Annotated in this window: 22 protein-coding genes and 7 tRNA genes; 18 read left to right on the forward strand and 11 right to left on the reverse strand. The window is 74.3% G+C overall.

Annotation, left to right across the window (positions count from 1 at the left end; translation table 11 throughout):
• The first annotated feature begins 51 nt into the window (after positions 1–51).
• The 3 genes from cobT (at position 52) to ACZ7EC_RS25260 (ending at position 6,244) form a co-directional block, all read left to right on the forward strand.
• On the forward strand, positions 52–3,894 hold the full coding sequence (cobT, locus tag ACZ7EC_RS25250; RefSeq protein WP_471065942.1) for a nicotinate-nucleotide--dimethylbenzimidazole phosphoribosyltransferase: 3,843 nt from the start codon (positions 52–54) through the stop codon (positions 3,892–3,894).
• A gap of 190 nt (positions 3,895–4,084) precedes the next feature.
• Entirely contained in the window at positions 4,085–5,317 is a 1,233-nt protein-coding gene (cobA, locus tag ACZ7EC_RS25255) for a uroporphyrinogen-III C-methyltransferase (protein ID WP_471065944.1), read from the forward strand.
• Positions 5,318–5,425: 108 nt separating this feature from the next.
• A complete protein-coding gene (locus ACZ7EC_RS25260; RefSeq protein ID WP_471065946.1) occupies positions 5,426–6,244 on the forward strand; it encodes a TrmH family RNA methyltransferase in 819 nt (272 codons plus the stop codon).
• Positions 6,245–6,255: 11 nt separating this feature from the next.
• On the opposite strand, the gene ACZ7EC_RS25265 is transcribed toward ACZ7EC_RS25260, so the two are convergent.
• Positions 6,256–7,671 (reverse strand): serine/threonine-protein kinase, encoded by a 1,416-nt coding sequence (locus tag ACZ7EC_RS25265; RefSeq protein ID WP_471065948.1) that lies wholly within the window; start codon positions 7,669–7,671, stop codon positions 6,256–6,258.
• 601 nt (positions 7,672–8,272) lie between these two features.
• On the opposite strand from ACZ7EC_RS25265, the gene ACZ7EC_RS25270 reads away from it, so the two are divergent.
• From ACZ7EC_RS25270 to ACZ7EC_RS25280, 3 genes are all read left to right on the forward strand, one after another.
• Positions 8,273–8,449 (forward strand): hypothetical protein, encoded by a 177-nt coding sequence (locus ACZ7EC_RS25270; RefSeq protein WP_397986869.1) that lies wholly within the window; start codon positions 8,273–8,275, stop codon positions 8,447–8,449.
• 272 nt (positions 8,450–8,721) lie between these two features.
• Positions 8,722–9,606, forward strand: coding sequence for a phosphotransferase family protein (locus ACZ7EC_RS25275; protein WP_471065951.1), 885 nt, complete (start codon positions 8,722–8,724; stop codon positions 9,604–9,606).
• A 103-nt stretch (positions 9,607–9,709) separates the two neighbouring features.
• The gene (locus tag ACZ7EC_RS25280) at positions 9,710–10,030 is read left to right on the forward strand and encodes a TFIIB-type zinc ribbon-containing protein (RefSeq protein WP_471065953.1); all 321 of its coding nucleotides are present in this window, start codon (positions 9,710–9,712) and stop codon (positions 10,028–10,030) included.
• Between the two features lie 51 nt (positions 10,031–10,081).
• Here ACZ7EC_RS25280 and ACZ7EC_RS25285 read toward each other — a convergent pair.
• The 5 genes from ACZ7EC_RS25285 to ACZ7EC_RS25305 all read right to left on the reverse strand — a co-directional run bounded on the left by ACZ7EC_RS25285 (position 10,082) and on the right by ACZ7EC_RS25305 (position 10,564).
• Positions 10,082–10,153 (reverse strand) — tRNA-Val (locus ACZ7EC_RS25285).
• 29 nt (positions 10,154–10,182) lie between these two features.
• Positions 10,183–10,254 (reverse strand) — tRNA-Val (locus ACZ7EC_RS25290).
• Positions 10,255–10,306: 52 nt separating this feature from the next.
• Positions 10,307–10,378, reverse strand: a tRNA-Val gene (locus tag ACZ7EC_RS25295).
• Between the two features lies 1 nt (position 10,379).
• Positions 10,380–10,453 (reverse strand) — tRNA-Cys (locus ACZ7EC_RS25300).
• A 38-nt stretch (positions 10,454–10,491) separates the two neighbouring features.
• A tRNA-Gly gene (locus ACZ7EC_RS25305) sits at positions 10,492–10,564 on the reverse strand.
• 177 nt (positions 10,565–10,741) lie between these two features.
• Between ACZ7EC_RS25305 and ACZ7EC_RS25310 the strand changes: the two genes are divergently transcribed.
• The 3 genes from ACZ7EC_RS25310 to ACZ7EC_RS25320 are packed head-to-tail and all read left to right on the forward strand — an operon-like array spanning position 10,742 to position 13,505.
• Entirely contained in the window at positions 10,742–11,797 is a 1,056-nt protein-coding gene (locus ACZ7EC_RS25310) for a chorismate-binding protein (RefSeq protein ID WP_471065954.1), read from the forward strand.
• Positions 11,794–12,618 (forward strand): aminotransferase class IV, encoded by an 825-nt coding sequence (locus ACZ7EC_RS25315; RefSeq protein ID WP_471066201.1) that lies wholly within the window; start codon positions 11,794–11,796, stop codon positions 12,616–12,618. Before ACZ7EC_RS25310 ends, ACZ7EC_RS25315 begins: the two co-directional genes overlap by 4 nt.
• Before the next feature lie 59 nt (positions 12,619–12,677).
• Complete coding sequence (locus ACZ7EC_RS25320) at positions 12,678–13,505, forward strand: GNAT family N-acetyltransferase (RefSeq protein ID WP_471065956.1); 828 nt, start codon at positions 12,678–12,680, stop codon at positions 13,503–13,505.
• 42 nt (positions 13,506–13,547) lie between these two features.
• Here ACZ7EC_RS25320 and ACZ7EC_RS25325 read toward each other — a convergent pair whose 3' ends face one another.
• Positions 13,548–14,513 carry an NAD(P)-dependent alcohol dehydrogenase gene (locus tag ACZ7EC_RS25325; protein WP_471065958.1) on the reverse strand — a complete coding sequence of 322 codons (966 nt, stop codon included), beginning with the start codon at positions 14,511–14,513 and terminating at the stop codon, positions 13,548–13,550.
• Positions 14,514–14,611: 98 nt separating this feature from the next.
• Between ACZ7EC_RS25325 and ACZ7EC_RS25330 the strand changes: the two genes are divergently transcribed.
• Positions 14,612–15,295, forward strand: a complete 684-nt coding sequence (locus ACZ7EC_RS25330) for a TetR/AcrR family transcriptional regulator (RefSeq protein WP_471065960.1) — start codon at positions 14,612–14,614, stop codon at positions 15,293–15,295.
• A 96-nt stretch (positions 15,296–15,391) separates the two neighbouring features.
• Here ACZ7EC_RS25330 and ACZ7EC_RS25335 read toward each other — a convergent pair whose 3' ends face one another.
• A complete protein-coding gene (locus ACZ7EC_RS25335; RefSeq protein WP_471065961.1) occupies positions 15,392–15,916 on the reverse strand; it encodes a DsbA family protein in 525 nt (174 codons plus the stop codon).
• A gap of 286 nt (positions 15,917–16,202) precedes the next feature.
• On the opposite strand from ACZ7EC_RS25335, the gene ACZ7EC_RS25340 reads away from it, so the two are divergent.
• Both ACZ7EC_RS25340 and ACZ7EC_RS25345 read left to right on the forward strand, forming a co-directional pair.
• A complete protein-coding gene (locus tag ACZ7EC_RS25340; protein ID WP_471065963.1) occupies positions 16,203–16,652 on the forward strand; it encodes a hypothetical protein in 450 nt (149 codons plus the stop codon).
• A 164-nt stretch (positions 16,653–16,816) separates the two neighbouring features.
• The gene (locus ACZ7EC_RS25345; RefSeq protein ID WP_164932512.1) at positions 16,817–16,969 is read left to right on the forward strand and encodes a hypothetical protein; all 153 of its coding nucleotides are present in this window, start codon (positions 16,817–16,819) and stop codon (positions 16,967–16,969) included.
• A gap of 122 nt (positions 16,970–17,091) precedes the next feature.
• On the opposite strand, the gene ACZ7EC_RS25350 is transcribed toward ACZ7EC_RS25345, so the two are convergent.
• Together ACZ7EC_RS25350 and ACZ7EC_RS25355 are read right to left on the reverse strand one after the other, a co-directional pair.
• Positions 17,092–17,652 (reverse strand): CGNR zinc finger domain-containing protein, encoded by a 561-nt coding sequence (locus tag ACZ7EC_RS25350; protein WP_471065965.1) that lies wholly within the window; start codon positions 17,650–17,652, stop codon positions 17,092–17,094.
• Between the two features lie 316 nt (positions 17,653–17,968).
• Positions 17,969–18,382: an SsgA family sporulation/cell division regulator gene (locus ACZ7EC_RS25355; RefSeq protein WP_004002642.1), complete on the reverse strand. Its 414-nt coding sequence runs from the start codon at positions 18,380–18,382 to the stop codon at positions 17,969–17,971.
• A gap of 190 nt (positions 18,383–18,572) precedes the next feature.
• On the opposite strand from ACZ7EC_RS25355, the gene ACZ7EC_RS25360 reads away from it, so the two are divergent.
• The 4 genes from ACZ7EC_RS25360 (at position 18,573) to ACZ7EC_RS25375 (ending at position 19,949) form a co-directional block, all read left to right on the forward strand.
• Complete coding sequence (locus tag ACZ7EC_RS25360; RefSeq protein WP_471065967.1) at positions 18,573–18,968, forward strand: TIGR02611 family protein; 396 nt, start codon at positions 18,573–18,575, stop codon at positions 18,966–18,968.
• Between the two features lie 84 nt (positions 18,969–19,052).
• Positions 19,053–19,124, forward strand: a tRNA-Val gene (locus ACZ7EC_RS25365).
• A gap of 267 nt (positions 19,125–19,391) precedes the next feature.
• Positions 19,392–19,838: an SRPBCC family protein gene (locus ACZ7EC_RS25370; RefSeq protein WP_471065968.1), complete on the forward strand. Its 447-nt coding sequence runs from the start codon at positions 19,392–19,394 to the stop codon at positions 19,836–19,838.
• Between the two features lie 39 nt (positions 19,839–19,877).
• A tRNA-Val gene (locus ACZ7EC_RS25375) sits at positions 19,878–19,949 on the forward strand.
• A gap of 306 nt (positions 19,950–20,255) precedes the next feature.
• On the opposite strand, the gene ACZ7EC_RS25380 is transcribed toward ACZ7EC_RS25375, so the two are convergent.
• Complete coding sequence (locus ACZ7EC_RS25380) at positions 20,256–20,981, reverse strand: exonuclease domain-containing protein (RefSeq protein ID WP_471065970.1); 726 nt, start codon at positions 20,979–20,981, stop codon at positions 20,256–20,258.
• A 168-nt stretch (positions 20,982–21,149) separates the two neighbouring features.
• Between ACZ7EC_RS25380 and ACZ7EC_RS25385 the strand changes: the two genes are divergently transcribed.
• Positions 21,150–21,716: a DUF4365 domain-containing protein gene (locus ACZ7EC_RS25385; RefSeq protein ID WP_471065972.1), complete on the forward strand. Its 567-nt coding sequence runs from the start codon at positions 21,150–21,152 to the stop codon at positions 21,714–21,716.
• The gene (locus ACZ7EC_RS25390; RefSeq protein WP_471065974.1) at positions 21,713–22,921 is read left to right on the forward strand and encodes a hypothetical protein; all 1,209 of its coding nucleotides are present in this window, start codon (positions 21,713–21,715) and stop codon (positions 22,919–22,921) included. The genes ACZ7EC_RS25385 and ACZ7EC_RS25390 overlap by 4 nt, the downstream gene beginning before the upstream one ends.
• The last annotated feature ends 90 nt before the right edge of the window (positions 22,922–23,011 follow it).

Genomic DNA, 23,011 nt, shown 5'->3' on the forward strand with positions numbered 1-23,011 from the left:
TTCCGGGTGAGCTGGTCGTAGGAGCACTAACCGATTGGGCGAGGGGTACGCATGACCGACACCGGCCAGGTCCCGGACGAGGGGCAGCCGGAGAGCGCAGGCATGGTGGAGCAGCCGGGCGTCACCGCGCACGGCGCGTACACCTACCTCTCCGAGGCCCCCGCCGAGGACGAAGACCTGCTGCTGCCGGGCGCGCAGGGCGCGTGGGGCAACGAAGTGCCGCCGCCCGCCCCGGAGCCGGTGGTCGAGGCCGTGCACGAGGCCTCCGGCCGCGACACGGGCTCCCTGGACCTCAACGGCGTACGCCTGCCGTCCGCGCAGGAGACGCCGGCGCCGCGCCGCCCGCTGCACCTCGGCCCGCCCATCCCCAGCGCCTCCGCGGGACCGGTCCGCTCCCTCGCCGACCGCGGCCCCGAGTACCTCGACGCCCAGCCGCTCAGGGAGATGGGCCCGCAGAGCGCGGCCCCCTGGGGCGCGGCCCCGGCGGGTACGGCCGTGGTGGCGCCGGCCGCCGGACCGGTACCGGAGGCGCCGCAGACCGCGCCGGGTGCGCCGGTCGCGGTCCAGGTGCCGGGTACGGCGGAGAGCGCGCCGGTCGCCACCGGGACTCCGGATGCCGGGCCGGTCGCGGAGCAGGTGCCGGGTGCGGAAACGGTTGGTCCGGCGGTCGCCGGTACCCCGGAAGCCGCCGCCGGTGAGCCCGCCGCTGACGGCCTCGCGCAGCAGACCGCGGTCCAGGTGCCCGCCCCCGAGCAGGCGCCGGGGACTGCGCAGGACCCCGAGGTTTCCCCGCAGACGGTGCCCGAAGGCGCGCCGGTGGCGGCAGCCGAGGAGGCCGTGCCGGTCGCTGCGGAGCCTGTGCCGGCACCGGATGTCCAGGTCGCCGAGGCCGCGGAAGCGCTCGCGCCCGTGCAGCAGGCCCAGCCGGTGCAGCAGGCGCAGGCCGTCGAGGCGGCGCCGCCCCTGGAAGGGATGCCGGCAGCCGCTGCGCCCGCGCAGGCCGAGGCTCCCGGTGCCGACATGCCGGTCGCCGAGGCCGCTCAGCCGGCCGAACCGGTCGCCGTCAAGGCCGTACCGGCCGCCGAGCCGGTCGCCGCCGAGCCGGTCGCCGCCGAGCCCGTAGCGGAGGCCGCCCAGGCGCCCCAGCCGGTCGAGGCCGTCGTCGCCGCCCCCGCGCCGGACGTTCAGCAGACCATCGACGCCGTGGCCCCCGTCGTCGAGGCCGCCCAGCAGGCCGCGCCGGCCGCGGTCGAGGCCGTCGAGGTCGCACCGGCCGCCGAGACGGTCGAGCCCGTCGCCGTCCAGCCCGTCGCCGCCGAGGCCGACCAGCCGGTCGAGTCCGCCGAGCCCGTGGCCGTCCCGGTCGAGCAGGCCGTCCCGGTCGACGTGGCCGAGGCTCCCGCCGCCCCCGCGCCGGACGCGCAGCAGGTCCAGGACCCGCAGCCGGTGGCGCCCGTGGGCCAGGAGGCGCAGGCCGTCCCGGTCGTGCCCGGCGTCCCGCAGCCGCAGCAGCCCGCGCAGTCGGCGCCCCCGGCCGAGGCACAGGCGCAGCCGGCGGCTCAGGCGCTGCCGCTCGCCGAGCCCGTCCCGGCGGGCGACCCCGCCGTACCCGCACCCCAGCAGCCCGCCGACGCCACCCCGGCGCCGGTCGCCGCCGTGGCCACCGACCCGCAGACGGACGTCGTCACCGCGGAGGCCGCGCAGCCGCAGGCCGCCGAACCGGCCCCCGCGGTCGCCCCGGTGCAGCCGCAGGCCGCCGAGCCGGCCCCTGCCGCAGCCCCCGTACCGCCGCAGGCCCCCGCCGACCCCGCACAGCCGCAGGCCGAGGCGCCGACGCCCGCCGAAGCCCCGGCGCAGCAGGCCCCCGAGCCGGTGGACGCCACCGTGCCCGCGCCCGCCGTTCCCCTGGAGCCCGCTCCCGAGCAGCCGCTCGGGGAGTTCGTGCCGGTGGAGGAGCAGACGCCGGGCGCGCCGCAGCCCGCGCCGACCCCGCCGCACCCCCTCACCCTGCCCGCGCAGGGCGCCGTGCCGCAGGCCACCGTGCCCGCGCCGCGCGAGGCCGAGGCCGAGGCCGTAGCGCACACCGAGGCTCCGGAACCCGCCGCCGAGCAGGGGGAGACCCCGGCCGAGGCGGCACCGGCGCCCGCGCCGCAGGCCCCCGGCCCCGCCGCCCCCGGCTACGACGACGCCGAGCGCGAGGCCGTCCTGAAGGTGATGCGCGAGCGCCGCGACATCCGCAACGGCTTCCGGGCCGACCCCATCCCGCACGAGGTGCTGCTCCGCGTCCTGGAGGCCGCGCACACCGCGCCCTCCGTCGGCCACTCGCAGCCCTGGGACTTCGTCGTCATCCGGTCCGCCGACACCCGGCGCACCATGCACGAACTGGCCATGCACCAGCGGGAGGCGTACGCGAAGTCGCTGCCCAAGGGCCGGGCGAAGCAGTTCAAGGAACTGAAGATCGAGGCCATCCTCGACACCCCGGTGAACATCGTCGTCACCGCCGACCCCACCCGCGGCGGCCGGCACACCCTGGGCCGCTACACCCAGCCCCAGATGGCGCCGTACTCCGCCGCGCTCGCCGTGGAGAACCTCTGGCTCGCCGCGCGCGCCGAGGGCCTCGGCGTAGGCTGGGTCAGCTTCTTCGACGAGCGCGAGATGGTGCGCGCGCTCGGCCTGCCCGAGCACCTGGAGGTCATCGCCTACCTGTGCGTCGGGTACGTCGACGAATTCCCGGACGAGCCCGAGCTGATGCAGGCCGGCTGGTCCAAGCGACGCCCCCTGTCCTGGGTGGTGCACGAAGAGACGTACGGCCGCCGTGCGCTGCCCGGAGAGGAACCCCACGACCTGCTTGCCGAGACCGTCGCCCAGATCCGACCGCTCGACGCCAAGGCCCTCGGTGAGGCCTGGGAGCGCCAGAAGCGCATGACCAAGCCGGCCGGAGCGCTCGGCATGCTGGAGATCATCTCCGCGCAGCTGTCGGGCCTGTCCCGGCAGTGCCCGCCGCCGATCCCGGAGCCCGCCGCCGTCGCCATCTTCGCGGGCGACCACGGCGTGCACGCCCAGGGCGTCACCCCCTGGCCCCAGGAGGTCACCGGCCAGATGGTGGCCAACTTCCTGGGCGGGGGCGCGGTCTGCAACGCCTTCGCGGCCCAGGTCGGCGCCGAGGTGTGCGTTGTGGACGTCGGTGTCGCCGCCGAGCTGCCCGCCACCCCCGGCTTGCTGCCCCGCAAGATCCGCGGCGGCACCTCCGACATGACCGCCGGGCCCGCGATGACCCGCGAGGAGGCCAAGGCCGCCATCGAGGTCGGCATCGAGACCGCCCGCGATCTGGTCGCGGCCGGCAACAAGGCGCTGCTCACCGGTGAGATGGGCATCGCCAACACCACCGCCTCCGCCGCGCTGATCTCCGTCTTCACCGCCACCGACCCGGCCGAGGTCACCGGCCGCGGCACCGGCATCAACGACGAGACGCTGGCCCGCAAGACCGAGGTGGTCCGGCGCGCCCTGGAACTCCACCAGCCGGACCCGGCCGACCCCATCGGCGTCCTCGCGGCCCTCGGCGGCTTCGAGCACGCGGCGATGGTCGGTCTGCTGCTCGGCGGCGCGTCCCTGCGGACGCCGGTCGTCCTGGACGGCGTGAGCGCGGGCGCCGCGGCCCTGGTGGCCCGCGCCATCGCCCCCGAGGTCCTCGCGGCCTGCATCGCCGGCCACCGCAGCGCCGAGCCGGGCCATGTCGCGGCCCTCAACAAGCTCGGCCTGCGCCCCCTGATCGACCTCGACCTCCGGCTCGGCGAGGGCACCGGCGCCCTGCTCGCCCTGCCGCTGGTGCAGAGCGCGGCCAGAGCGATGCACGAGGTGGCCACGTTCGACTCGGCGGGGGTCACCGAGAAGTAGGCGCCCCGCACCGCGGTCCCGGAACGCGGCCCGGCGGGTGGCTGTGCCCACCCACCGGGCCGCGCCCGCCCGCCCCCGGACACCCGTCCACCGGGCCCTGCCTGCCCACCCCCCGGACACCCGTCCCGTCCGCGCCCTCCGGGACCGTAAAATCCGCACGTCAGGGCCACACAACGCCCCCGGAGGAGCCATGGCCGAACACCCCGCCTACCCCGTAGGCCTGCGCCTGTCCGGCCGCCGCGTGGTCGTCCTCGGCGGCGGACAGGTCGCCCAGCGCCGCCTGCCCGCCCTGATCGCGGCCGGCGCGGACATCGTCCTCGTCTCCCCCGAGGCGACCCCCTCGGTCGAGGCGATGGCGGACGCCGGCGAGTTGACCTGGCACCGGCGGCGGTACGAGGACGGCGACCTCGCCGACGCCTGGTACGCCCTCATCGCCACCAGCGACCCCGCCGCCAACGCCGCCGCCTCCGCCGAGGCCGAGCGGCACCGCGTCTGGTGCGTCCGCTCCGACGACGCCGACCAGGCCACCGCCTGGACCCCCGCCACCGGCACCAGCGAGGGCGTGACCGTCGCCGTCCTCACCACGGACGCCCGCGGCCGGGACCCCCGGCACACCGCCGCCATCCGCGACGCGGTCGTCGAGGGTCTGCGCGACGGCACCCTCGTCGCCCCCCACCACCGCACCCGCGCCCCCGGCGTCGCCCTGGTCGGCGGCGGCCCCGGCGACCCCGACCTGATCACGGTCCGCGGGCGCCGGCTGCTCGCCGAGGCAGACGTCGTGATCGCCGACCGGCTCGGCCCGCGCGACCTGCTCGCCGAACTCCCGCCGCACGTCGAGGTGATCGACGCGGCGAAGATCCCGTACGGCCGCTACATGGCCCAGGAGGCCATCAACCACGCGCTGATCGAACACGCCAGGCAGGGCAAGTCGGTCGTACGGCTCAAGGGCGGCGACCCCTTCGTCTTCGGCCGGGGCATGGAGGAGGTCCAGGCGCTCGCCGAGGCCGGCATCCCGTGCACCGTCGTACCGGGCATCTCCAGCTCCATCTCGGTGCCGGGCGCGGCCGGCATCCCGGTCACCCACCGGGGCGTCGCCCACGAGTTCACGGTCGTCAGCGGCCATGTCGCCCCCGACGACGCGCGGTCGCTGGTCGACTGGCCCGCCCTGGCCAGGCTCACCGGCACGCTGGTGATCCTGATGGGCGTCGACAAGATCGGGAAGATCGCCGAGACGCTCGTCGCCCACGGCAAGTCCCCGAAGACCCCCGTCGCCCTGGTGCAGGAGGGCACGACGGCCGCACAGCGCCGGGTCGACGCGACCCTCGCCACGGTCGCCGAGACCGTCCGCGCCGAGGATGTGAAGCCCCCGGCGGTCATCGTGATCGGCGAGGTCGTGACGCAGGGCCCCGCCCCGGTCGGCTGACCGGACACCCCTCGGTCGCCGACCGGCCCCCGCGAGCACGCGTAACCTCGGGTGACGCACCCCCTACCCAGCCGTTGGCACCCCACCAGGACAAGGCAGTAACACCCCGTGGCCGATCTCATCACCGTCGAGGACCCCGACGACCCGCGCCTGTCGGACTACACGGACCTGACCGACGTCGAGCTGCGCCGCAAGCGCGAGCCCGCCGAGGGACTGTTCATCGCCGAGGGCGAGAAGGTCATCCGCCGGGCCAGGGAAGCCGGCTACGCGATGCGCTCCATGCTGCTCTCGGCCAAGTGGATCGACGTCATGCGCGACGTCATCGACGAGCTGCCCGTCCCCGTCTACGCCGTGAGCCCGGAACTCGCCGAGCGCGTCACCGGCTACCACGTGCACCGCGGCGCCCTTGCCTCCATGGGGCGCAAGCCGCTGCCGACCGCCGCCGCGCTGCTCGGCTCGGCCCGCCGCGTGGTGGTCATGGAGTCGGTCAACGACCACACCAACATCGGCGCCATCTTCCGCTCCGCCGCCGCCCTCGGCATGGACGCGGTCCTGCTCTCGCCCGACTGCGCCGACCCGCTGTACCGGCGCAGCGTCAAGGTGTCGATGGGCGCGGTGTTCTCGGTGCCGTACGCCCGCCTGGAAGACTGGCCGAAGGGCCTGGAACAGGTCCGCGAGGCCGGCTTCACCCTGCTCGCCCTCACCCCGGACGAGAAGGCCCGCAGCCTGGACGAGGCCGCCCCGCACACCATGGACAGGGTCGCGCTGATGCTGGGCGCCGAGGGCAGCGGCCTGTCCAGGCAAGCGCTGGTCGCCGCCGACGAATGGGTCCGCATCCCGATGTCCCACGGCGTCGACTCGCTCAACGTGGGCGCGGCGGCCGCGGTCGCCTTCTACGCGGTGGCGACGGGACGACCGCACGCCTGAGCGGGACGCTCCTACGCTCCGGCGCCGGGCCGCGTCGGGGAGGACCCGTACGGGGCGTCGTACGACCGTGCCGCCTCGGCCGCCCCCGCGCGCTCGGCCGGCACCGGCCACGACCGCCGTACGTCCGTCACGCCACTCGGGCCGGACACGCCCCCGGACCCGCCGCCCAGGCCCCGAGCCGGGCCCTGGCAACCCTGGGCCAGGGCGATGCCGAGGGCCACGAGCAGGGTGACCACGAAGAAGACGGTGAGGCGCTGACGCAGCAGCCGGGGGTTGGCGGGACGCAGCCCGGTCTTCGTGGTGCGCGGGGCCGGGCGCCGGGCACCACCACGGGTGCCGGGCCGGGCTCCGCCGGTGGCACGGGGGCCGCCGCCCCGCTGCTCCGGGGGGCGCGGCGAACCCGGCCGCGCGGCGGTGCCGGCACCGCGTGCGCCGCCCCGCGCGGGCACCCCGCTGCGGGGCGCGGCACCGCGCGGCGGAGTACCGGGGGCCGGGCGGCGCGCGGCGCGCTGCGGTTCCGGGTAGGTGTCGACGAGCCGCCCGGTGGGCCGGTCCGCCTCCGCCGCACGCGGGGAGGGCGGCCGTACCTCGGTCAGGCCCTGGGCCTCGCGGGCCGCGATCTCCTTGAGCCGCAGCGACAGTTGGAGCGTGCTGGGCCGGTCCTCGGGGTCCTTGGCGAGGCAGGCCCGGATCAGCGGGGCGAGCGCGTCGGGCACGCCCTGAAGATGCGGCTCCTCGTGCACCACCCGGTACAGCATCACCTCCGAACTGCCGTGCCCGAAGGGGGAGTCGCCGGTGGAGGCGTAGGCGAGGGTCGCGCCCAGCGAGAAGACGTCGGTGGCCGGGGTGACGGCCGCGCCGCGCACCTGTTCGGGGGCGAGGAAGCCGGGGGAGCCCACCGCGGTGCCCACATGGGTGAGCGTGGAGGCGCCGGTTGACCAGGCGATGCCGAAGTCGATGATCCGCGGCCCCTTGGGGGACAGCAGGATGTTGGAGGGCTTCAGGTCCCGGTGGACCACCCCGGCCTCGTGCACCGCGACCAGGCCCTCGGACAGCGCCGCGCCGATCGCCGCCGCGTCGGCCGCGAGCAGCGCGCCCTCGTCGGCGACCCGGTCGTGCAGCGAGGGTCCGGGAACGTACTGGGTGGCGAACCAGGGGCGCTCGGCCTCCAGGTCGGCGGCCACCAGCCGGGCCGTGCAACCACCCCGGATACGACGGGCCGCGGAGACCTCGCGCGCGAAACGCGAGCGGAACTCCTGGTCCTCGGCGAGATCGGGCCGGATCACCTTCAGGGCGACCCGCTGGCCCTTCTTGTCGGAGCCGAGGTAGACCACGCCCATCCCGCCCGCGCCGAGCCGTCGGTGAAGCCTGAACGAGCCGACGACGCGCGGGTCCTCGCGCCTCAGGCGCATCATCGCCATGTTCATCCCCGCTGCCCGGTCCCTCTGACGTGGCACAGCTTACGTTTCCCGAGCCGCGTGCGCGCAGAGGCCGCGCCCTCTCGGCACGACGGATTGTGCGCGCCACGCTGGTGAGGTGAGACCCGGTCAGCACCCCGGCGTTCGGGGCGCTCTTGATCGGCCGTCAGCATCAACCGAGCGTGTCCGCAAGGACGTTGCTCCCGCCGTGACCAGCGGCCACCTCCCTCCCCTCCCGCTCGGCGACCCGCCGCCCGCGCCCCGCTCCGCCCGTCGCCGACCGCTGCCCGCACCGCGCCCGGCCCCCGCCCCCCGACCGTCCCGAGTGATCGAAGTCACGCGTTCGGGGACGCTGCGCGCGTCCGACATGCCCGACACGGCGGGCGACCCCTCAGGGATGACCCCGAGAGCCGGGACCGGCTCTCCACCCAGGGGAGTAGACCGCGGCCGGGGGCTCATCCTCCGGGAGGCCCGGCAATCGGTACGAGGGCATGACGCCCGGTTCGCGCCCCGCGCCTAGATTTGAGGTCAAGCGGCGGGTGCAGCGCTCGTCCCCCGAGGTCGGACACCCGCCGCTGTAGGACAACACGAGACGGTCAGGAGAGGGACCATGGCCCACCCGGCACCGCGACGCCCCGCGTTCGCACCCCGCCGCGCGGGCCGCCGCCACCCCTTGGTGGCGACGCTCATGGCCCTTCCCCTGGCGGCCCTGCTCCTGCTCGTCTTCGACGGCTGGGAGACGGTGGCCACACAGGCGTCGTCCGTGGGTGCGATGCTGGGGCGCTGAGCGGCGCTCCGGGCCCGAAAGAGCGGTTCGGGCGGGACATCCACCCATGAAACCCCGTGGGGACGGGGGTGCGGCGGACGGCACATATGCCGGCGCAGCTGGGGAGCTGCGCCGGCATCGCCGTTTCCTGCGGCTGCCTCGTTCGGGGGCGGCACCCGGCCGCTAACGGTGAGCGATTCCCGGCCCCGCCCAGCCCGGCACCCCGCACCGCAACCAGCACCCCCCACCCCGCCGTCGTATCCCTCACCCCGCCCCCGACCCCCCGAGGCCCCGTGACCATCCTCCCCGTGCTCACGGCACACGTCCGCGCCACCGGCACCGGCGCCCCCACCACCCTCGCCGACCGCCCCGACGCCACCGTCCTGCGTCTCGGGGACACCGTCGTCAAGGCCCACGCCCCCGGCACCGATCCCGGCCACCTGGCCCGCCGTCTCGAAACGGCCGCCGGGCTCCCCGGCATCCTGCTGCCCCCGCTCACCCCCACCGCGGAGGAACTGCGCGACCGCCTGGTCACCACCTGGCCGTACGGCACCCCCGTGGACCCCACCGCCCCCACCGCCGCCCCCTGGGAAGCCGTCGCCACCCTCCTCGCCCGGCTGCACCACAGCACCCCCCACCCGGCGCTCCCCCCGATGCGCGGCCCCGCCAAGGCCGCCCGCGCCGTCACCCGGCTCCGCGCCGCCCTGGCCGCCCGCCCCCACCCCGCCGCCCGCCCCGTCCTCGCCGCCTGGGCCGCTCTCCCCGCCTGGGCCCGTGCCGAGGCCCCGATGCCAGGGCCCGCCGTCCTCTGCCACGGCGACCTCCACCTCGGCCAGCTCGTCCGGCACCCCGCCCCCGACGGCCCCTGGCGGCTGATCGACGTGGACGACCTGGGACCCGGCGTCCCCGCCTGGGACCTCGCCCGCCCCGCCGCCTGGTTCGCCTGCGGGCTCCTCCCGCCCGAGGAGTGGACCCGCTTCCTCGCCGCCTACCGGCACGCCGGGGGGCCGGCCGTCCCCGTGACCGGCGACCCCTGGCCCGCCCTGGACGTCCCGGCCCGCGCCCTCACCGTGCAGACGGCCGCCCTGGCGCTCACCAAGGCGCTCGCGGCGGACCGCCCGCTGGACGAGATCGAACAGGCGGTCGCCGACGCCTGCGCCCGCATGCCCGCCCGGTGACCTCGGCGATTTTGGTGGAAGACGGTGCAACCACGCGCGGTGAAACGGAGTCTGTGCAGGGGAAACACCAAGCAGTACCGACCGGCGAGGAGTTGAGCCGACGATGCAGTGTCCGAAGTGCCACGCACCCATGCAGACGTACAACCGCAGCGGCGTCCAGATCGAGCAGTGCGTCGGGTGCCGCGGCATCTTCCTCGACTACGGCGAGCTGGAGGCGCTGACCCAGCTGGAGTCCCAGTGGTCCAAGCCCGCCCCGCCGGTTCCGCCCGCCGCCCCGCAGGGATACCCGGCCCCGTCCGCGCCCGCCTGGGGCGCCCCGTACGGCGGCCACGGCGGCGGTCACCACGAGCACGGGCACCACGGTCATCACGGCCACCACGATCGCCACCACCGGAGCTTCACGCACATGCTGTTCTCCAGCTGAGGACACGCAGAAGCCCCCGGCCGTGGAAACGGCCGGGGGCTTCTCGGTGTGTGGACGATACTGGGATTGAACCAGTGACCTCTTCCGTGTCAGGGAAGCGCTCTCCCGCTGAGCTAATCGTCCGCGGACGGTGATCCGGGGACCACGGTCAGTGCGCGATACTGGGATTGAACCAGTGACCTCTTCCGTGTCAGGGAAGCGCTCTCCCGCTGAGCTAATCGCGCGGGGTGGATCTTCGAGAGACCCGAGGGATCTCCGGACGGACCGGGGATCCAGTGGACGATACTGGGATTGAACCAGTGACCTCTTCCGTGTCAGGGAAGCGCTCTCCCGCTGAGCTAATCGTCCTTGGAGGTGGAGACGGGATTTGAACCCGTGTAGACGGCTTTGCAGGCCGTTGCCTCGCCTCTCGGCCACTCCACCAGGAGTGTAGGGGATCGGGACGACCCCTTCTTCCTTCGAGCGGACGACGAGGCTCGAACTCGCGACCTCAACCTTGGCAAGGTTGCGCTCTACCAACTGAGCTACGTCCGCTTGTCGTTTCGGTCCGCTTCCGCGTCCCGGCGACGTGTTGAACTCTAGCGGATTACCGGGCCAGTACAAAAACGCGTTTGCGCAGCGTGCTGCGGTGCACCCGGCGGACCCGGTGGTCAGGGCCCCCTCCGGGACATCCCGGAGCCACCTCCCCGACACCCACCTAGACTCGGGCACGTGCTCCACCATGCTCCCGGCCTCTCCCCGCTGGCCCGCTTCGGCGACCGTCTCGCCACCGGCCTCCTCGACGTCACCAGCGATCCCGCCGCCCTGGACTCCACCGGCTTCTGGGCCGTCTGCGCGGACTTCGAGGGCCGGCTGACCTGCGCACGCTTCGCGGACGTACGGCACGCCCCGGTGCCCGCCCCGGCGCCCGGCGCCTGGCACGGCCCCGCGGTGGGGGACTGGACCAGCTCCCTGGACCGCGCCGCCTACACCGCGGCCGTCCGCCGCATCCGCGCCCACATAGCGGCCGGCGAGGTCTACCAGGCCAACCTCTGCCGGGTGCTCAGCGCGCCGATCGCCCCCGACGCCGACGTGGACGCCCTGACCGCCCTGCTGGCCCGCGGCAACCCGGCGCCGTACGCAGGAACGATTCGGCTGCCCGCGCACGGCGTGGAGATCGCCACCGCCTCCCCGGAGCTGTTCCTGCGCCGCGCCGGGCGCACCGTGGAGTCCGGGCCCATCAAGGGCACCGGCCGCACCGAGGCGGACCTGCTGGAGAAGGACTACGCCGAGAACGTGATGATCGTGGACCTGGTCCGCAACGACATCGGGCGTGTCTGCGCCACCGGCACCGTCACCGTCCCCGACCTGTGCGTGGTGGAGAAGCACCCCGGTCTCGTCCACCTCGTCTCCACCGTCCGCGGCGAACTGCGCACCGGTGCCGGCTGGCCCGAGCTGCTCGGCGCCGCCTTCCCGCCCGGCTCCGTCACCGGCGCGCCCAAGTCCAGTGCCCTGCGGATCATCGAGGCCCTGGAACCGGTGGAGCGCGGCCCCTACTGCGGGGGCATCGGCTGGGTGGACGCCGACCGGGGCACAGCCGAGCTGGCCGTGGGTATCCGTACCTTCTGGATCGACCGCGCCGAGGGCGTCCTGCGCTTCGGTTCCGGCGCCGGCATCACCTGGGGGTCGGACCCGGAGGGGGAGTGGCGGGAGACCGAACTGAAGGCGTCCCGGCTGCTCGCGGTAGCGTCGGGGTCGTACGAGGCGAGTGGAGAGGCATGCGCATGAAGATCTGGCTGGACGGCGGGCTCCGGGACGCGGATGCCGCCCGCGTCTCCGTCTTCGACCACGGGCTGACCGTCGGCGACGGCGTCTTCGAGACGGTGAAGGCGACCGACGGGCGCACGTTCGCGCTCACCCGGCACCTCGACCGGCTGACCCGCTCGGCGCGGGGCCTCGGGCTGCCCGACCCCGACCAGGACGAGATCCGCGAGGCGTGCGCCGCCGTGCTCGCGGCCAACCCGATGCCGCTCGGCCGGCTGCGGATCACCTACACCGGCGGGCACGGCCCCCTCGGCTCCGACCGCGGCGCGCACGGCCCGACCCTCGTGGTCGCCCTCGGCGAGACCACCCGCCGCCCCGACAGCACGGCCGTGATCACCGTCCCCTGGACCCGCAACGAGCGCGGCGCGCTCACCGGTCTGAAGACCACCTCGTACGCCGAGAACGTCGTCGCCCTCGCCCGCGCCCACGAACAGGGTGCCTCCGAGGCCCTGTTCGCCAACACCTCCGGCCACCTGTGCGAGGGCACCGGCTCGAACGTCTTCGTCGTCCTCAACGGCGAGATCCACACCCCGCCGGTCGCCTCCGGCTGCCTCCCCGGCATCACCCGCGCCCTGGCCGTCGAATGGACCGGCGCCCAGGAGACCGACCTGCCGCTCGACGTGCTGGACCGCGCCGACGAGATCTTCCTGACCTCCACCCTGCGCGACATCCAGGCGGTGCACCGGGTGGACGACCGCGAACTCGCCGCCGTGCCGGGGCCGGAGACCGCCAAGGCGATGCGGATCTTCGAGGAGCGGGCGGCCGGGGACCCCGACCCGCGGTGACGCCCGCACTGCGGTGAGCACGGCGATGGCGGTGCCGCGGGGCGGGTAGAACACTCGTGATGACCACGACCCTGCGGCCGGCCGAGCCGCTTCAGGAGCACCCCGACGGTACGCGCTCGCGCCGCTACCAGGTGTGTGTCAACAGCCGTCCCGCCGGCGAGATCCGCATCGGCACCTCGCCGGCCCTCGGCGACACGGTGGCCCGCATCGACGAGCTGCGGATCGCCGAGGCCGACCGCCGCCGCGGCCGGGGCACGATCGCCGCGCTCGCCGCGGAGGAGGTGGCGCGCGGCTGGGGCTGCCGGCAGATCGAGACGGTCGTACCGGCGGCCGCGGCGGACGCCGCGCTGCGGCTGTTCGACGCCCTCGGCTACACGGTGCGCAACCGGGGCATGGAGAAACGCCTCGCCGCCGCCCCGCCCGCGCTGCCGCCGGACCTTTGCGAACGTCCCATGACCGAGGCGGAGTTCGCGGCATGGCAGGCCCGCGAACACGAGCGGTACGTGCGTACCTGGGCCGAGCGGGGCGTCGCCGAGGAGACCGCCCGCGCCAAGGCCCGCGCCGACCGGGCCCGGCTGCTGCCGCATGGGTTCGTGACCGGGGACATGGTCTTCAGCGTCCTGGAGCGCGCGGGAATCCCGGTCGGCACGCTGTGGCTGGCCCTGCGGGAGGACACCGCGTTCGTGTACGACGTCGAGACCGAGACGTCCGAGCGGGGCCGGGGGTACGGCCGGGCCCTGATGCTCCTCGCGGAACACCAGGCCCTGGCCGCCGGCCGGCCACTCCTCGGCCTCAACGTGTTCACGGGCAACACCCCGGCGGAACGGCTGTACGCGTCACTCGGCTACGAAACGGTGACCTACTCCTTGGCGAAGCCGCTGCTGTAGGCGGGGCCGGGGCGGCGTGACGGCCGCATCTCCACGGACGTCCTACGCGACCCTGACGACGTACTTGCCCTGGACGCCGCCCGCCTCCAGCGCCCGGTGTGCCGCTGCTGTCTCCTCCAGGGGGAAGACCGTGTCCACCGCAGGGCGCAGCTTGCCCTCGACCACATGGCGGGCGAGGTCGTCGAAGTCCGCCCGCGTGGGATTGCCGCTGAAGAAGCGCACCCGGCCCCGTCCGTGGACCGTGCTGGCCGCGAGGTAGCCGAGCGACGCCGCAGGCCGTTTCAGGTCGAAGGCGATGGTGACCATGCGCCCGCCCGGATTCAGCAGGCGCCGGAAGGCCCGCAGATCGGTCCCCGCGGTGTCCAGGACCACGTCGAAGCGGCCCAGTTCCGCCGGCTGCACGGTCCGGTGGTCGACGGCCTTGTGCGCGCCGAGCCCACGGACGAAGTCGAGGTTGGCCGCACGGGCCAGGGCCGTGACCTCGGCGCCGTACGCCCGTCCGAGCTGGACGGCGGCGTTGCCGACACCGCCCGCCGCGCCCCGCACGAGGAGTCGTTCACCGGGACGCAGCCCCGCTTTGTCCCGCAGCGCGGTGATGGCCGTGGTCGCCACCGGCAGCGCGGCGGCGTCCACCAGGTCAAGGCCGTCGGGGAGTCGGCCGACCCGCTCGGCGGGCACGGTCACGTACTCGGCGGCGCTGCCGAACCCGGCGGTGCGGCCCAAGACCCCCCATACGCGGTCGCCGGCCGCGAACCGTGTGACTCCGGCACCCGGTGCGGCGATCTCGCCGGTGAAGTCCAAGCCGACGCGCTTGGGGAATGCCCGGCCGCTCAGCAGGCGGAGACGGCCGGCACGGGCTGCCAGTTCGCCGCCGTTGACGCTGAACGCGCGCACCCGCACAAGGACCTCGCCGGGGGCCGGCTCGGGCCGTGGCACGCGGCCCGTGTAGAGCACATCGGGGCCGCCATAGCGGTCGTAGAGCACTGCCTTCATCATGCGGTCCTTCATCGTTCTGCCTTCGCCGCCGGGAGCCGTACCGGGATCTGGCGTCGACCGTAGACTCGTAAGCGGACGCAATCGTCCGTTTGGACCGGAAGCGAGAGACAGTGACGGCGGAATCCTCTCGGATCACACCTCGGGGCGAGGTGCGGGCGGACGCCCGGCGCAACCGGGAGCGCCTCCTCGTCGCCGCCCGTGCGATCTTCGCGGAGCACGGAATCGACGCCCCGATGGCGACCGTGGCCCGACGGGCCGGGGTCGGCGTGGCGACGCTGTACCGGCATTTCCCGACCCGAGACGCCCTGGTGAGAGGCGCGTTCGCGCAGCAGATGGAGACTTGCGCGCGGGCGCTCACCGAGGCTCTGGCCGCCTCTGACCCGTGGCAAGGCTTCCAGCATCTGATCGAGACGGTCTGCGCTCTGCAACGGGAGGAGCGCGGGTTCCCGGCCGCGTTCGCCGCGGCCTTCCCGGAGACCGCGTCGGAACACGCGCAGTCCCGGCAACGAGCCGAGCGGGACTTCACGACCCTGGTACGCAGGGCTCAGGCGTCGGGCGCGCTGCGGGCCGATTTCCACCCGTCCGACTTCGCCGTGCTCCTGCTGGCACACTGCGGTCTGGTGACCGCCCTACCGGATGACGGTGCGGCGTCCCGGCGCCTGGTGGCCTACCTGCTCCAGTCGTTCCGCACCGAGACGGCCGGCAGACCGCTGCCCCCGCCGGCTGGACTGACCCTGCGCAGCCTCCCGATCGCAACCGACGGCTCCCAAAGGCACCGGCCCCCGAGAGGCTGACGAGGAACGGCACCCGCCGCGGGGCGGCTGCTCGGGGCTCGGGGCCTCACGCTCGGCGGCCTCACCGCCCCGCGGGTTCGCGGCTCGGCGGTGTCGTCAGGCGTCCTGCTCGGCCAGCAGCCGGTCCGCGATCTCCTCGATCCGCTCGCGCAGCCCCTCCTGGCTCTTGCCGCCGTCCAGCCGCTCGCCGCCGATGACGTACGTCGGGGTGCCGGTCACGCCGATCGCCTTGCCCTCGGCCTGGTCGGCGTCGACGATCAGGATGTGCCGTCCGTCGATCAGCGCGGTGTCGAACTCCTCGGCGTCCAGGCCGAGTTCACGGGCCACCTCGACCAGGAGGGGCTCTCCCTCGCGGTCCAGCCTCCCGACCCGCTCCAGGACGGCCTCCACGTACGGCCAGCCGGCACCCTGCGCCAGCGCCTCCTCGGCGGCCTGTGCGGCGGCGAAGGCGTGCTTGTGCCGCTCCAGCGGGAAGTGCCGCAGCCGCACGTCCAGCCGGTCGCCGTAACGGGCCCGCAGAGCGCGCACGTCGTCGAGGGCGGTACGGCAGTCGGGGCACTGGAGTTCGCACCAGACGTCGAGGACGACGGCGTCGGTGCGCACAGGGGAGGAGTCGCTCATACCCCCAGTCTTCCAGGCCGCCCACCCCCGCCCCAATCCGGACCTCGGCACGGCCGACCCCGCGGCGGCCCGCCACCGGCACCGAAGGCCAGCGGGGCCAAAGGCCACCGGCACCGAAGGAGGAGGCGACCCGGAGATCACCCTGATCTGTGCCCCGGACCGTGGCCCCGCACGGGCCGGGCGGTGCAGGATGGAAGGGACGAAGCACCGCACGTCGGCCATGCCCGCGTGTCCGCTTCCGCCGCACACCGACCCGCCACCCGACCGAGCCCGCCTGGAGGACCGGATGATTGCCGAGACCGTCTGCTCCGCCGTGTCCGCGGCGGGCCTGGGTATCGCGGTGGTCACGGCCTACCGCAGACGCTTCCTGTCGGCGGCCCGCATCGCGGCCTACGCCCTGGTGCCGGTCGGCCTCGTGCTGACGGGCGCCGTGGGCTGGCTCGCGCACACCGCCTTCAGCCCCACCGCCTGGGCGGGCTTCGGCGCGCTGGCGGCGGCCTGGCTGCTGTTCGCCGGCACCCGCGCGGTCGAGCGCCGCAGGGCGGGAGCGCGAGGCGGGGCGGCGGCCGACGCCGAGTCGATACGCACGGGCACCGCGGCACCCACGTCCTCCACGCCGGCCCTGCGCCAGGGGCAGGGCACCTCGCGCAGGCAGGGGCAGGGACAGGGCACCACCCCGGCGTCCGGGGACGACTTCAGCGACATCGAGGCGATCCTCAAGAAGCACGGCATATGACAGTCACATAACTCGCCGGAGCGTCACAGTGGGTCCGAGGACGTCCGGAATCGTTCACCAGCCGAAGCGAGCCGGAAGCAAGATCACGGGATTCGGCGAACTCCCGCAAGATCGTGAGTCCTGATCGCTTACCGGCCGCTGCGTACGCCATCATCGGCCGCGAGATGCTGGACACGACACAGAGCGAGGCCGCGCCGCCGAAGGACGAGCCGCGCGGGTGCCTCTTCGCCCTCTCCCAGCCACCGCTGATGATCTTCCTTGCGGTGATCGGGTGTCTGATCCTCATGGCTGCGCTGCACGATCTGCTGTTGCTGTGAGCCGTACACGTCCGTCCCGGCGCCACCCGCCGGGACCGACGTCGCCCGAGGACCGCCGCCGCTCCCGCGCTCCGGGCAGCGGGCACCGATCCGGCCCGGCCCCGCCTGCTCGGGTGGACGGCTCAGCCGGTCGCTTCCTTGCGGCGCGCCCGGTACGCGGCCACATGCAGGCGGTTGCCGCAGGTGCGGCTGTCGCAGTAGCGGCGGGACCGGTTGCGGGACAGGTCCACGAAGGCGCGGCGGCAGTCCGGGGCCTCGCAGCGGCGCAGCCGCTCCTCCTCGCCGGCCACCACGAAGAAGGCCAGGGCCATGCCGCAGTCGGCGGCGAGGTGGTCGGCCACGGACGCGCCGGGAGCGAAGTAGTGGACATGCCAGTCGTAGCCGTCGTGGTCGGTCAGCCGCGGGGTGGTGCTCGCGGCCGCGACCAACTCGTTGATCAGCCCGGCGGCGCTCCCGGCGTCCGGGGCCTCGAAGATCGCCGCGAACCGCGCCCGGACCGCCCGCACGGCCGAGAGGTCGGCCGACGAGACCACGCCGACATCGCTGATCTCGTGGTTCCGTACGAACTCCGCGAGGGCGGGGACATCGGGCAGCCCGTCCGGCGCCGTCTCGTCCTCCGGCGCGGTGTTCACCAGATCCACCACGGTGTCGAGGGCGCACCGGGTGTCATGGGTGATCAGCACGTAATCGCTCTCCCTGGCCTGGGGGTCGGGCAGGCGCCCGCCGATGCTGGCCGATGGTAGCGACAACGCGCCCGCCGCACGGGCCCTGTCCGGCCCCGACTGCCCGTGGAACGCCGCAGCGGGCCCAGGGGTTCCCGCGATCCGCCGCACACCCGCCTCGGGCGCGCCGGAGCGGCACGTGGAGCCGCGCGGGGACGGACCGACGCCGTTCCGTGAGCGCTCACGGTGACGGCGCCGGCCCGTGCCGTATGCGGTTGGCCTGGCCCGAGCCGTCTCCCCGAGTGGACGGCGCCGGGCTGCTTGGAAGGGCGGCGGGCTAGCTTTCCGCCAGGATGTGCGAGAGCTCTTGATCCAGATCGAAGTGCCGGTGCTCCGTGCCGGGCGGCACGGCGGCGTCGGTTCGCTTCAGGAAGGACTCCAGGGCCCGCGCGGGCGCCTCGAGCAGGGCCTCCCCCTCAGGGGAGCTGAGGGCGATGCAGACAACGCCCTGACCATGGCTGCGGGACGGCCAGACGCGGACGTCTCCGGTTCCGGTGGGCCGGTGCAGCCCCTCGGCGAGGAGGTCGCGGGCGAACACCCACTCGACGGTCTCCTCGGCTCCGGTGTGGAAGGTGGCGTGCACGGCGTAGGGGTCGGCCGTGTCGTACCGCAGGCCTGCGGGGACAGGCAGGGAGGACTCGCTCGACACAACGAGGCGCAGGTGCAGCTCGCAGCTGACCGTGGTGTTCATAAGCGCCAGGGCCTTTCGCTCAGTGTGCGCTCGGGGATTCGCACGTCGGCGAAATCGACATGCCACCTACGGTGCCGTTGTAAACCCCTCTGAGGGTTTTGCGTGTGTTTACGACACTCTTACGGCGGAGAACTCGTACCGGATCTACGACCATTCCGGTGAGCCGAATCACTCGGGTAGCGTTGTCGCTATGAATACGGGGAGTGACGAACCCGGCCTCGGGTCCCGCGCGCCGGAATTCGTCAAGGCGCGCAGGCTGCTGCACCGCGGCTGGCAGGCCGGCGTCTTCGTGATCGGCCTCGCGGTCGTGGCCGCCGGCGTCGCCATGCTCCCGCTGCCCGGACCCGGCTGGGTGGTGATCTTCGCCGGCATGGCGATCTGGGCGACCGAGTTCGTCTGGGCGCAGGTCGTGCTCCGCTGGACCAAACGCAAGGTCACCGAGGCCGCACAGCGTGCCCTCGAACCCGAGGTGCGCCGCCGCAACATCGCGCTGACCGTGACCGGAGCCGTGATCATCGTGGTGCTGGGCACGATCTATCTCTGGCGGTTCGGCCTCGTGCCGCCCTGGAAGATCAAGGGCCGGTGAGCCGCCGGCGCCGCGCCGCCCGCCCGCCGGCCCGGTGCTGGTCGAAGGCACCGGCTGACATGGGGTAATGTTCTTCCTGCGCCCGGGCGATTAGCTCAGTGGGAGAGCGCTTCGTTCACACCGAAGAGGTCACTGGTTCGAACCCAGTATCGCCCACCCCGGACCGACGGCCCATCCGCGAAAGTGCGGATGGGCCGTCGTCGTATTCGCGATCCATGACGAACCGTCACCCGGCGGGAGAAGTTCCGCTCCCACGCAACCGGCCGAAAGTACCCTGGGTTTTCCGGAATGCCGGGGATTTTCCCGGCCACCGCGCCGGGAGCGGGAAATTCCGCCTGCGTCAACGCCCGCCTGCGGTACCAAATCTGAGTCCGGATCAGCCCGCGGCACGGATGGCCGCCCGGCTGCGGGCAGACTCGGCGCATGGACTGGAACCACTACCGCTTCCACAGCCCGTGGCGGCTGCCCGCAGCGCCGGCCGCCGTCTACGCCGTGCTGGAACGGCCCGAGGACTACCCCCACTGGTGGCCCCAGGTGCGCTCGGTGACCCGGCTCGACGACACCACCGGCATCCTCACCATCCGCTCGGCCCTGCCGTACGCCATGACCTTCACCGCGCACGAGCGGCGCCGTGATCCGGCCGCGGGGGTCCTGGAGATCGCCATGAGCGGCGACATCGAGGGCTGGGCGCGCTGGACGGTCACCGCCGGGGACACCGGGACGCTCGCCGTCTACGAGCAGGAAGTCGACGTCCGCAAGCCCCTGCTCCGGCGTCTCGCCGTGCCCTGCCGCCCGGTCTTCCGCGCCAACCACCGCCTGATGATGCGGGCCGGCCGGCGCGGACTGCTGCGCCGCCTGGGAGCGGTTTGAAGGATCGGCGTCGGGACCTGTATTGTTCAGTGCGTTCCCGGGCGATTAGCTCAGTGGGAGAGCGCTTCGTTCACACCGAAGAGGTCACTGGTTCGAACCCAGTATCGCCCACCGGGAAAGAGCCGGTCCGCAACAGCGGACCGGCTCTTTTGATGGTCGGGGGGCGTCATGGCGAGAGTCCGGCCCGCGTCACCGCCACCCTGGACGGCCACCGCGTCCCCCGGAATATGGCCGTGGGCGGCGAACGCCTGCAGCCGGACGGCGAGCGGGACGACGCCACCCGCAGCGAGATCGGCGGCCCCGACCGGGCCGCCACGGGGGTGCACCGCTCCCGCGACCAGCACACGCTCCGGCCGGCGGGCCGACCGCTCGCGCATCGAGAGAGCCATATCTCCAGCCGTCCCTGCGCCCCGCCCCCTACGCCGCGGCCGGCAGTTCCGGTCGCAGTGGCCACTCCGTGCTGACCGTCTCGTCCGAGCCGTTGCGGGCGAACCAGGACTGGAGGCCGCGGGCCTGGGCGGCATGCCAGTCGGCCTGGAGGGCGTGCAGCTCGGCGGGGGAGAGGCGTTCGAGGCGGGTGGCGAAGCGGCGGCCCAGCGCCCGGACCACCTCCAGCGCGGCCAGCGCGTCCGCCGCCGCGTCGTGCGCCCCCGCCAGCTCCACCCCGTACTGCGCGCACAGGTCCGTCAGCGTGCGGCGCCCCTTGCGGTAGCGGTCCAGATGCTTGTCCAGCACCCGCGGGTCCAGCACCCGCAGCGGCACCGAAGGGAACCAGCGCTCCAGCGAGGACGCCCGGTGCCGGCGCAACTCCCGGTCCAGCAGCGTCAGATCGAACGGCGCGTTCATCACCACCAGCGGACGCCCCCGTGCCGCGTGCTCCGCCAGCTGCTCGGCTATCTCGAACACCACCGGCGCCGGCCAGCGCCCGTTGCGCTGGAGGTGCTCCTCCGTCAGTCCGTGCACCGCCGTCGCCTCCGCCGGCACCGGCACCCCCGGATTCACCAGCCAGCGCGCGACGCGGGGCAGGGTCTCCGGCGCGTCCTGGACCACGACCGCGGCCGACACGATCCGGTCGGTCTCGACGTCCACACCCGTGGTCTCCGTGTCGAAGGCGGCCAACGGCCCTTCGTACCAGTACGTCATCCCAACCCAACTCCTCGTTCACCCACGGCAGATGACGTCCCGTCTTCTGCCCGTTTGGTGATACCCGCGCCGTTTGCGCCGTACGCCGGCAGGAGACAACAGGAGTACGGGTCTTTGCAGTTCAGCAGCCCGCAGCGGGGAAACTCTTGGCTTGGAAGGCTGTTCGCCATGGTCACTGTGCAGCCCGAGCGGAGCGGGCTGCTGCCCGAGCGCACGGGCACCGTCCGCGGCTCGCTCGCCACCACCGCCTGCATGGAGACACTGCAGGTCGGCTATCTGCACGCGGTCGCCGCCGCGGCCGGCTGCTCGCTGTCCCAGCCCTTCCCGGACAACGGCATCGACTGGCACGTCAGCCACAGCGCGCCCGGCCACACCGTCGACGACGAGGTCACCATCAAGGTCCAGCTGAAGGCCACGTACCAGATACCGCCCCACCCGCCGGGCCGCACCTTCTCCTTCACCCTCGACAACGACCATCTGCGCAAGCTCGCCCGCACCCCCGTCTCGGTGCACAAGATCCTCGTCGTGATGCTGGTCCCGCGCGCCCAGGAGGACTGGCTGCGCGCCGGCCACGACCGCCTCGACCTGCGGCACTGCTGCTACTGGGTCAACCTGGCCGGCCACCCCCTCACCGGCCGGCACCGGACCACCGTGCGCATACCGACCACACGCATCTTCGACGACCGGGCGCTGTGCGAGATCATGACCCGCGTCGGGACGGGAGGCAGACCATGAGGATCCGTCCCCACGAGGAGCCGGTGCCGCGACCGGACCCCGGCGCCCTCCCCTGGCACCGCACACCCCGCCCCGCCGACGTCGACCCCACCGTGCTCGCCGCCCTGCTGCACCGGCACGGCTGGCAGCGGCGCGGCGGCGCCACCGGACGCTACGGCCGCTGGACCCCGCCGGGACCGGGCACCGGCACCAGCCTCCTGGTCCCCGAGAGCCGCGACTTCCCCGACAGCGACGACCTCCTCGCCGAAGCCCTGGACGCCCTTGCCCGCAGCGACACCCCCGCCGCCCGCGAGGTGCTGATCTGCCTCGCCGTGCCCAGCGACGAGATCCGCTGGTGGCGCGACGCCCCGGACAGCCCGGCCGGCGCCGCCTCCTGGGGCCACGACGAACAACTGCGCGACGCCGGACGCCGGTTGCTGCTCGCCGCCGCGCTCGCCACCCACGCCCGCGCCGGCTACCACGGCGCCCGCCACCGCCGCGTCGCCACCGCCCTCCTCGACGACGTCCTCGTCGGCCCCACCGCGGACGACGGCCGGCTGACCGCCTTCGCCCCCGTGGCCGTCGCCCGCCCCCTCGCCGTCCGCCTCCACCAGGCGCTGTACGCCGCCCGCGAGGCCATCGACTACCGGCGCGCCACCGGCGGCATGGACGCCTTCGACGGCGCCGTCGAGGCCGGCGTCAGCCGCGAACTCACCGAGGCGATCGGGACGCTGGTCCGGGGCACCGAGGGGGCCGGGGTCGCCGTCGCCTGGGCACCCGCCGCCGGAGTCCCCGAGGGCTGCGCCCCCGGTGCCGAACCCGTCGAGTTCTCCCCCGGCGACCTGCCCGTGCTGCGCGAGGCCGCGGCCCGCTATCTGCACGCCGAGCCCTCCGTGCCCGTGCGGATCACCGGCGCGGTGGTGCGCCTGCGCCGCTCGGGCCCGCGCGGCGAGGGCACCGTACGGCTGCGCGTCCTCGCCGGCGCCGAGGTGCCGCACGTCCGCGTCACCCTGGACGAGGAGGACTACCGCATCGCGGGCCACGCCCACCTCGTCGGCCTCCCGGTGCGGGTGCACGGCCGGCTGGAGCGGCGCGGCGGCTTCCGCAGGCTCACCGGCGCCTCCGGGGTCGTGCCCGTGCAGGTGGACGACGCCGAGCGGGACCGGCTGATGAAGTCCCTCCAGGAGAACCTGGACTTCTTCGAGGAGGCCTGCGGGGAGGCGTGAGGGCGCGGGGACCGACCGTGACCGTTTCGCGGTCGGTGCCCTCGGGTCGGTACGATCGCCTGTGCGCGCGCTCCTGGTATGGCGCCGCAC

The organism is Streptomyces sp. NPDC037203, assembly GCF_055605065.1.

What these genes read in the sequence shown, in the direction of transcription:
- ACZ7EC_RS25320 (WP_471065956.1), top strand. Translation starts at nt 12,678, where the DNA reads ATGACCACGACCCTGCGGCCGGCCGAGCCGCTTCAGGAGCACCCCGAC.
- cobA (WP_471065944.1), top strand. Translation starts at nt 4,085, where the DNA reads ATGGCCGAACACCCCGCCTACCCCGTAGGCCTGCGCCTGTCCGGCCGC.
- ACZ7EC_RS25270 (WP_397986869.1), top strand. Translation starts at nt 8,273, where the DNA reads ATGGCCCACCCGGCACCGCGACGCCCCGCGTTCGCACCCCGCCGCGCG.
- ACZ7EC_RS25315 (WP_471066201.1), top strand. Translation starts at nt 11,794, where the DNA reads ATGAAGATCTGGCTGGACGGCGGGCTCCGGGACGCGGATGCCGCCCGC.
- ACZ7EC_RS25340 (WP_471065963.1), top strand. Translation starts at nt 16,203, where the DNA reads ATGATTGCCGAGACCGTCTGCTCCGCCGTGTCCGCGGCGGGCCTGGGT.
- ACZ7EC_RS25390 (WP_471065974.1), top strand. Translation starts at nt 21,713, where the DNA reads ATGAGGATCCGTCCCCACGAGGAGCCGGTGCCGCGACCGGACCCCGGC.
- ACZ7EC_RS25360 (WP_471065967.1), top strand. Translation starts at nt 18,573, where the DNA reads ATGAATACGGGGAGTGACGAACCCGGCCTCGGGTCCCGCGCGCCGGAA.
- ACZ7EC_RS25325 (WP_471065958.1), bottom strand. Translation starts at nt 14,513, where the DNA reads ATGAAGGACCGCATGATGAAGGCAGTGCTCTACGACCGCTATGGCGGC.
- ACZ7EC_RS25345 (WP_164932512.1), top strand. Translation starts at nt 16,817, where the DNA reads ATGCTGGACACGACACAGAGCGAGGCCGCGCCGCCGAAGGACGAGCCG.
- ACZ7EC_RS25370 (WP_471065968.1), top strand. Translation starts at nt 19,392, where the DNA reads ATGGACTGGAACCACTACCGCTTCCACAGCCCGTGGCGGCTGCCCGCA.
- ACZ7EC_RS25380 (WP_471065970.1), bottom strand. Translation starts at nt 20,981, where the DNA reads ATGACGTACTGGTACGAAGGGCCGTTGGCCGCCTTCGACACGGAGACC.
- ACZ7EC_RS25355 (WP_004002642.1), bottom strand. Translation starts at nt 18,382, where the DNA reads ATGAACACCACGGTCAGCTGCGAGCTGCACCTGCGCCTCGTTGTGTCG.
- ACZ7EC_RS25265 (WP_471065948.1), bottom strand. Translation starts at nt 7,671, where the DNA reads ATGAACATGGCGATGATGCGCCTGAGGCGCGAGGACCCGCGCGTCGTC.
- ACZ7EC_RS25280 (WP_471065953.1), top strand. Translation starts at nt 9,710, where the DNA reads ATGCAGTGTCCGAAGTGCCACGCACCCATGCAGACGTACAACCGCAGC.
- ACZ7EC_RS25335 (WP_471065961.1), bottom strand. Translation starts at nt 15,916, where the DNA reads ATGAGCGACTCCTCCCCTGTGCGCACCGACGCCGTCGTCCTCGACGTC.
- cobT (WP_471065942.1), top strand. Translation starts at nt 52, where the DNA reads ATGACCGACACCGGCCAGGTCCCGGACGAGGGGCAGCCGGAGAGCGCA.
- ACZ7EC_RS25385 (WP_471065972.1), top strand. Translation starts at nt 21,150, where the DNA reads ATGGTCACTGTGCAGCCCGAGCGGAGCGGGCTGCTGCCCGAGCGCACG.